At 71.8% G+C, this 6,610-nt stretch carries 6 protein-coding genes and 2 pseudogenes; 3 read left to right on the top strand and 5 right to left on the bottom strand.

The genetic code is table 11. The features are described 5' to 3' along the window. The 5 genes and pseudogenes from TR46_RS11580 to TR46_RS11600 form a co-directional block, all read right to left on the bottom strand. Positions 1 to 604, bottom strand: a pseudogene (locus tag TR46_RS11580) (hypothetical protein); the annotation flags it as partial. After that, complete coding sequence (locus tag TR46_RS11585; RefSeq protein WP_084718313.1) at positions 601 to 1,368, bottom strand: response regulator transcription factor; 768 nt, start codon at positions 1,366 to 1,368, stop codon at positions 601 to 603. The pseudogene TR46_RS11580 and the gene TR46_RS11585, both read right to left, overlap by 4 nt. A gap of 124 nt (positions 1,369 to 1,492) precedes the next feature. Continuing rightward, positions 1,493 to 2,704 carry a S1C family serine protease gene (locus TR46_RS11590; protein WP_042398143.1) on the bottom strand — a complete coding sequence of 404 codons (1,212 nt, stop codon included), beginning with the start codon at positions 2,702 to 2,704 and terminating at the stop codon, positions 1,493 to 1,495. 130 nt (positions 2,705 to 2,834) lie between these two features. Then, positions 2,835 to 3,860: a LacI family DNA-binding transcriptional regulator gene (locus TR46_RS11595; protein ID WP_042398145.1), complete on the bottom strand. Its 1,026-nt coding sequence runs from the start codon at positions 3,858 to 3,860 to the stop codon at positions 2,835 to 2,837. Between the two features lie 107 nt (positions 3,861 to 3,967). After that, positions 3,968 to 4,759, bottom strand: a complete 792-nt coding sequence (locus TR46_RS11600) for a response regulator transcription factor (RefSeq protein ID WP_042398147.1) — start codon at positions 4,757 to 4,759, stop codon at positions 3,968 to 3,970. Between the two features lie 219 nt (positions 4,760 to 4,978). Between TR46_RS11600 and TR46_RS11605 the strand changes: the two genes are divergently transcribed. From TR46_RS11605 to TR46_RS42230, 3 genes and pseudogenes are all read left to right on the top strand, one after another. Further along, a complete protein-coding gene (locus tag TR46_RS11605) occupies positions 4,979 to 5,803 on the top strand; it encodes an alpha/beta hydrolase (protein ID WP_084718315.1) in 825 nt (274 codons plus the stop codon). A gap of 59 nt (positions 5,804 to 5,862) precedes the next feature. Further along, positions 5,863 to 6,159 carry a MoaD/ThiS family protein gene (locus TR46_RS11610; protein ID WP_174505114.1) on the top strand — a complete coding sequence of 99 codons (297 nt, stop codon included), beginning with the start codon at positions 5,863 to 5,865 and terminating at the stop codon, positions 6,157 to 6,159. Between the two features lie 8 nt (positions 6,160 to 6,167). After that, a pseudogene (locus TR46_RS42230) lies at positions 6,168 to 6,610 on the top strand (hypothetical protein); the annotation flags it as partial.

Genomic DNA, 6,610 nt, shown 5'->3' on the forward strand with positions numbered 1-6,610 from the left:
CCGCGGAACCGATGATGACCAGCAGCGAGACCGCGGCCATGATCAGGGCGAGCTTGTTCAGGGCGTCCTGGACCGGCGCCAGGGGCTGGGCGACGGCGATGGCCAGGGTCATGTCGGTGCCGTTGACGTTGTAGCTGCCCACGCTCACCGTGTAGACGCGCACCGAGGCGCCGCCCACCGTGGTCCCGTTCCGCAGACTGCTCTGCGCGTCAGGGCCGGAGGTGCCGCTGGAGGCGATCGCATAGTCCGACGCGGTGGGCCTGACCGTGCTGTCGGACTTCGTCGGACAGTACGTCCCGGTGGACATGATCAGCGTGGTGCTGTTCTGCACCGGCTCCTGGTCCACCTTGGAGCAGGCCCTGGCCACGTAGTTCAACGTGCCCACCGGGTTCGGGTTGACCGACGACTGCAGTGTCGCGTCCACCTGACTGATCATCTGGTCCTTGGCGAAGAACCAGCTCACCGTGGCGCAGACCAGCACCGCGACGGTGACGGCGACGGCGGACATCAGGGCCAGCCGGCCGCGCAGCGTCATCCGGTTGAGCCACCCGACGCGGGACCGCTTCGCGGGGGCCTCCTCGGCGGCAGCCGTCTGCTCGCTCACGTTCCGCTGCCGGCGCGGAGCGCGTACCCCACGCCGCGGACCGTGTGCACCAGCCGGGGCATCCCGCCGGCCTCGGTCTTGCGGCGCAGGTACATCACGTACACGTCCAGGGAGTTCGACGACGGTTCGAAGTCGAAGCCCCAGACGGCCTTCAGGATCTGCTCACGGGTCAGCACCTGGCGCGGGTGCGCCAGGAACATCTCCAGCAGCATGTACTCGGTGCGGGTCAGCTCCACCGGCCGGCCCGCACGGGTGACCTCGCGGGTGGTGGTGTTCATCCGCAGGTCCTCGAAGGAGAGCACCTCGTCCTCGGCCGGACCGCCGGCCCCCGCCGCCTGCGCGATGGAGTTGCGCCGCAGCAGCGCCCTGACCCTGGCCAGCAGCTCGTCCAGTTCGAACGGCTTGGCCAGGTAGTCGTCGGCGCCCACGTCCAGGCCGGTGACCCGGTCGCCCACGGCGTCCCGGGCCGTCAGCATCAGCACCGGGACGGTGTCGCCGCGGGACCGCAGCCGGCGGACGGTGGTGAGCCCGTCCATCCGCGGCATCATGACGTCCAGCAGCACCAGGTCGGGCGATTTCTCGGCGATGGCGTCCAGCGCCTCCAGGCCGTCCGAGGCGGTGGTCACCTCGTAGCCCTCGAAGGCGAGGCTGCTCTCCAGCGCGTCACGCAGCGCGGGCTCGTCGTCGACGACCAGGATGCGGGCGAGCGCGTCCTCGGTCGTCGACGTTTCGTTGGCTGCGGACTGCGCGGCGGAGGCATTCATCTGCTTGTTTCCTCGGATTCCTCGGTTACGGACACGATGCCATCTGTCCGCGATTGTCCGTCACGGGTGGGTCCCGCGTCAGGACGACGTCCGGTACTCCGCCTTTTCGGGGAGCGACCGTCGGTCAGGTGACGTTGTGACCGGCCTGGAGCTGCGGCAGGACCGCCTTCACCGCGTTGATCGGGATGGCGAAACCGAGTCCGACGCTGCCGGCCTGACTGCTGGAGCTGCTGGAGGAGGAAGAGCTGTACATCGAGGCGTTGATCCCGATGACCTCCCCGGAGCTGTTCAGCAGCGGACCGCCGGAGTTGCCGGGGTTGAGCGAGGCGTCGGTCTGGATCGCGCTGTAGGTGGCGGTCTGGCTGCCCGAGGAGCTGTTGGAGCTGCCGCCGTTGCCGCTCTGGTCCTGGCCGGACCAGCTCGGGAAGCCGAAGCCGCCGTTGCCCTGGGTGGTGCTCTCGCTGACGTCCACGGTGACCTTGCGGTTCAGCGCGCTGACGATGCCGGAGGTGACGGTGCCGGTGAGGCCGTCCGGGTTGCCGATGGCGACCACGGAGTCGCCTATGGCGACCGAGCCGGAGTTGCCGAGCGAGGCGGCCTTGAGGCCGCTGACGTTCTCGGCCTTGATCACCGCGACGTCCAGGCCGGCGTCGGTGCCGACGATGCTCGCGCTGGTGGTCCTGCCGTCACTGAAGGTAATCTTGATGGTGGCGCTGCTGTTGCCCGCAGCCGAGGAGACCACGTGGTAGTTGGTGAGGATCTGGCCGGTGGAGGTCAGGATTATGCCGGTGCCGATGTCCTCGCTGTTGCCCGAGGTCACGGTGATCTGCACGGTGCTGGGGGTCACGGCGGAGGCGATCGCGGCGGTGTTGCTGGTGGTCTTGGAGTCGGAGGTGACCACCGCGCCGGTGCTGTAGTTGCCGGTGGTGCTGTGGTCGGCGCTGATCACGCCGCCGGTGACCCCGCCGACCAGCGCGGAGACCAGCGCGACCGCCGCCACCAGGGTGACCGGGCGACGCAGCCTGCTGCGCTTCCTGGGGGCCGGCTCGGCCGCGTGCTGCGCGGTCCGGTCGGCGCCGCCGTCGTGGCCGCCCCAGCCGCCGTTCCCGCCGGCGTACGGCGCCGGGGCGGGCAGCGGGGGGCCGGGGAGCGGTGCGGGGTCGCCGGGAAGGACGGTGCCCTCGATGGGGGCCTCGCCGTAGTGGGCCGCCGGCGCGTGCTGCGGCATGGGGGGCAGCGGCACAGTCGGGTCGACACCCGTGCCGTCACCAGCGGTGTAGTGGTACACGCCCGGCTCGGGGGCGCCTTCAGGATTCCGGTGCGTCTCGCTGCTCATGGGACAAATCTCGGCCCGGAAGATGAGAGGCCACTGAGAGCAGGCTCATAGGCCTACGAAAGAATCAAGGCCCGCAGTCCCGCCAGATGAGCGCCGGCTCCATGGCGGGTCAACGCCGGCTCCGAAGGGGTCAGCCGCAGCCGCAGGAGCGCCTGGTCACCAGCCTGCTGGGGAAGCGCCGGACCCGGGGCGTGTCCGAACCCGGCACCAGCAGCGAGTCGTCCAGCACCAGGTCCACCGCGGCCTTGGCCATGGCGTCCCGGTCCGAGGCGATGGTGGTCAGCGGCGGGTCGCAGAACGCGGCCTCGGGGATGTCGTCGAAGCCGGCGAGGGCCAGGTCCTCGGGGATCCTGACGCCGACCTCGCGGGCCGCCCTGGCGACGCCGATGGCCTGGTCGTCGGTGGAGCAGAAGATCGCCGGGGGGCGGTCGGGAGAGCGCAGCAGCTCGACGGCGACGGCCCTGGCCCCGTACCGGTCGAACGGCGCGTCGATCAGCCGGCCCTCGGTGTCCAGGCCGGCCGCGGTCATCGCCCGGCGCCAGCCCTCGATGTGGTCGATCACCGGGTCGCCGGGGGCGGGCGAGGCCACCGGGCCGCCGAAGCAGGCGACATAGGCGTGTCCGTGCCCGAGCAGGTGCTCCACCGCCAGCTGCGCGCCGCCGACGTCGTCGGTGACCACGGCGACGTCCTCGGCGCTCTCCGGGCGGCGGTGCAGCAGCACCACCCGCGAGTCGTCCTGGGCGGCGAACTCGGTCGCGGCCTGCTGCGAGGGCCCCTGACTGATCAGGATCAGCCCGGAGACGCGCATCCCGAGGAAGGCCCGGACGTAGTGCATCTCACGGTCGCCGACGTAGTCGGAGTTCCCTATCAGCACGATCTTGCCGCGCTCCGAGGCCACCCGCTCCACCGCGTGCGAGAGCTCGGCGAAGAACGGCTGGCGGGCGTCGGGCACGACCATGCCGATGAGATTGGTACGGCGGCTCGCCATCGCCTGGGCGACGCTGTTGGGGCGGTAGCCGAGCTGGGCTATCGCCGCGAGCACGCGTTCGCGGGTCGCCGGGGCGACCGGGCGGGGGCCATTGTTGATGACGTAGCTGACGACCGCGGTCGAGGTCCCTGCCAGCCTGGCCACATCGTCGCGGGTCACCTTGGGCACGGGCGCAGTCTACGCGCCTCACCGTGCCGCCGTGGACCGGGCGTGCGGAAGGCACCCGGAAGCCCCCGGGTGCCTTCCGCACGCCCGCCGTCACGGGTGGCGGGGGCTCAGACCTCCGCGTCGGCCTCGACCGGGGCCGCGTCCCCGGCGGAACCGGAGGCGGCACCGGCAGTGGCGGCACCGCTCGCCGCGCCGGCCTCCGTCCGGGGCAGGACGCCCTTGTCGGCCTTCTCCGGCACGACGAAGCGGTAGCCCACATTGCGGACGGTGCCGATCAGCTGCTCGTGCTCGGGACCGAGCTTCGCCCGCAGCCGCCGGACGTGCACGTCCACCGTCCGGGTGCCGCCGAAGTAGTCGTAGCCCCAGACCTCCTGCAGCAGTTGGGCCCGGGTGAAGACCCGGCCCGGGTGCTGCGCCAGGTACTTGATGAGCTCGAACTCCTTGAAGGTCAGGTCCAGCACCCGGCCCTTGAGCTTGGCGCTGTAGGTCGCCTCGTCCACCGACAGGTCGCCGTTGCGGATCTCCATCGGGCTGTCGTCCTGCACCACCTGCATCCGACCGGTGGCCAGCCGCAGCCGTGCCTCGACCTCGGCCGGTCCGGCCGAGTCCAGCAGCACGTCGTCGATGCCCCACTCGGCGGTGACCGCGGCCAGGCCGCCCTCGGTCACGATGAGGACCACCGGCGCGCCGGGCCCGGTGGAGCGGATCAGCTGGCAGAGGCTGCGGATGTGCGGCAGATCACGGCGGCCGTCGACCAGGATCACATCGGAGCTGGGGGTGTCCACGAGGGCGGAGCCCTCGGCGGGGGCCACGCGGACGTTGTGCAGCAGCAGGCCGAGCGCGGGCAGCACCTCGGCGGACGGCTGCAGGGCGTTGGTGAGCAGCAGCAGAGAACTCATACCCGGTTAGTCCCCTTTCCGGGTCAGACGGTGAGGGTCGGCGGCTCCATCGGTTCCGGCCGGGCACACGGCGCTGTGCGTTCCGTTCGGCGAAGCCTCTCGCAGGTCACGCGTTCAAGATCTGTATGCATAAGCGGCTGCAATGCACGAAGGCTGCAATGCATAAAAGGACCCGGGGGCGACTCTGCCCGGATCCCTTGGAGAAGGAGAATAGCCCACATGGAAGCTGTCGCGAAGGGTCTGACCAGGACTGGCACAGGCGCGCGCCCCTGGAGCGCCCCTGCCGAGGCCCTGTTGCTGACCCCGGACGGGGTCCGCATCCACGCAGCTCACCGCCCTGCTGACGCGGATGCGGCGGCTGCCGGGACGGACCTGGCGGTGGTGCTCGCGCACGGCTTCAGCGGGGCTGTGGAACGGCCCGCGCTGCAACGCGCCGCGGGGGTGCTGTCCCACCATGCGGGCGTGGTGACCTTCTCCTTCCGCGGCCACGGCCGCTCCGGCGGGCTCTCCACCGTGGGCGACCGGGAGGTGCTCGACCTGCAGGCCGCGGTCGAGTGGGCGCGCTCGCTGGGCTACCGGCGGATCGTCACCGCCGGCTTCTCCATGGGCGGCGCCGTGGTCGTCCGCCATGCCGCGCTGTACGGGGGAGTGGCGGCGGTGGCCGCCGTCAGCGCGCCGGCCCGCTGGTACTACCGCGGCACCGTCCCGATGCGGCGGCTGCACTGGGTCGTGATGCGGCCGCTGGGGCGGGTGGTCGGGCGGCTCGGGCTGCGCACCCGGATCGACCCGAAGGAGTGGAAAGAGATCCCGGTGCCGCCGGTGCGGGCGGCCGCGCTGCTGGCCGAGCGGGGCATCCCGCTGCTGGTGGTGCACGGCGACAACGACCCCTACTTCCCGCTGGACCACCCGCGCTCGCTGCATCTGGCGGCGAGCGGCAAGGGCAGTTCGGAGCTCTGGATCGAGCCCGGCTTCGGGCACGCCGAGAACGCGGCCGACGAGGCGCTTCTCGAACGTGTGGGCGACTGGCTGACCAGCGCGCGGTGACGGAAGCAGGTGGATGAGTCCATGATGGCCCGATGCGAGGTTCCACTGAGGAGGGTGAGATGACCGCTGGTTCGGCATCCGCCGAGGCGACAGGCGTGAGCGAAGGGACGATCCGGTACTGGGCGGCGGCCAAGGCCGAGGCGGGCACGGGCGAGGAGCCCTACCGCGCGGCGACGCTCGCCGAGGCGCTGGCCGCCGCGCGTGCGCTGCACGCCGATCGGCCGCGGTTCGCGCAGGTCCTCGGACTGTGCTCGTTCCTGGTGGACGGCGACCCGGTCGGCGGTCGCGACCACGCCACGGTCGAACTCAAGCAGGGCGGCACCGTCGAGGTCCTTCCGCCGTTCGCGGGAGGGTGAGGCAGTCCGTGTCCGGTTATTCGGGTTCCCCCATCTTCCCCGCCGAGGGCCGGCAGCCGTCCGAGTGGAACGAGGCCGAGCAGACCTCCCTGCTCCCTCCGTACCCGCAGGGCCCCCCGGCCGCGGGTGCGGTCCCGCCCCACAGCGACGTCGCCCCGCCGCCGAGTTCGCGCTTCGGCCAGATCCACGAGCGCTACGCCACCACCGAGGTGCCGCTGCCGCCGGAGCTGACCCAGTCTCAGGTCCAGCCCCAGCAGCAACAGTTCCAGGAACAGCAGTTCCAGGAGCAGCCGCAGCAGCCGCAGCAGCCTCCGCAGGCGGCCTGGCCCTCCGACTGGGAGCGCGGCCCCGCCCAGGGCCCGACCCCGCAGGCCGCCCCACCCGCCGGCTGGCAGCCCCAGCCAGGCCCCCCGCCGCCGCCACATCCCCAAACCCAGCCCTGCCGGGCCCC

Source organism: Streptacidiphilus carbonis (genome assembly GCF_000787775.1).
GTDB lineage: Bacteria > Actinomycetota > Actinomycetes > Streptomycetales > Streptomycetaceae > Streptacidiphilus > Streptacidiphilus carbonis.

Coding starts and splice junctions, on each gene's coding strand:
- TR46_RS11585 (WP_084718313.1), bottom strand. CDS start 1,368: ATGAATGCCTCCGCCGCGCAGTCCGCAGCCAACGAAACGTCGACGACC.
- TR46_RS11590 (WP_042398143.1), bottom strand. CDS start 2,704: ATGAGCAGCGAGACGCACCGGAATCCTGAAGGCGCCCCCGAGCCGGGC.
- TR46_RS11600 (WP_042398147.1), bottom strand. CDS start 4,759: ATGAGTTCTCTGCTGCTGCTCACCAACGCCCTGCAGCCGTCCGCCGAG.
- TR46_RS11605 (WP_084718315.1), top strand. CDS start 4,979: ATGGAAGCTGTCGCGAAGGGTCTGACCAGGACTGGCACAGGCGCGCGC.
- TR46_RS11610 (WP_174505114.1), top strand. CDS start 5,863: ATGACCGCTGGTTCGGCATCCGCCGAGGCGACAGGCGTGAGCGAAGGG.